The sequence below is a fragment of the Streptomyces sp. AC627_RSS907 genome, assembly GCF_019049165.1.
Genome location: NZ_JAGMUE010000306.1, coordinates 1 through 562 on the forward strand (window position 1 = coordinate 1; position 562 = coordinate 562).

Below are 562 nucleotides of genomic sequence, written 5' to 3' on the forward strand. Positions count from 1 at the left end.
GACCTCCGGCGCCAGCTCCACCATGAAGGTGACGACCTCCACCAGCACCGCCCCGGGCACGTACCCGATCACCATCACGGCCAAGGGCACCGCGACACACACCGCGCAGTACACGCTGACCGTCGGCGGCAGCGGGCCCGGCACCGGCGCCCCGGACATCGACGTGGCCAAGGTCCGGGCGCACCTGACCGAGTTCCAGTCCATCGCCAGCCGCAACGGCGGCAACCGCCGCTCGACCAGCCAGGGCTACCGGGACTCCGTCGCGTACGTGAAGGGCAAGCTCCAGGCGGCGGGCTACACCGTCACCGAGCAGCCCTGCACCTCCGGGTGCACCTCCGGCGCGGGCCCGAACCTGATCGCCGAGTGGCCCAAGGGCGACGCGGCCAACACGTACATGTTCGGCGCGCACCTGGACAGCGTGGGTGCCGGCCCCGGCATCAACGACAACGCCTCGGGCTCGGCCGCGCTGCTTGAGACGGCCCTGGCGCTGGCCGAGAAGAACCCGAACATGAAGAACCGGGTCCGCTTCGGCTGGTGGACGGACGAGGAGCAGGGCCTCAAC

The 562-nt window shown here is 71.2% G+C and carries 1 protein-coding gene; it reads left to right on the plus strand.

Annotation, left to right across the window (positions count from 1 at the left end; translation table 11 throughout):
- On the plus strand, positions 1-562 hold a 562-nt coding region (locus KUM32_RS44810; protein WP_217146036.1), incomplete at both ends, for a M28 family peptidase.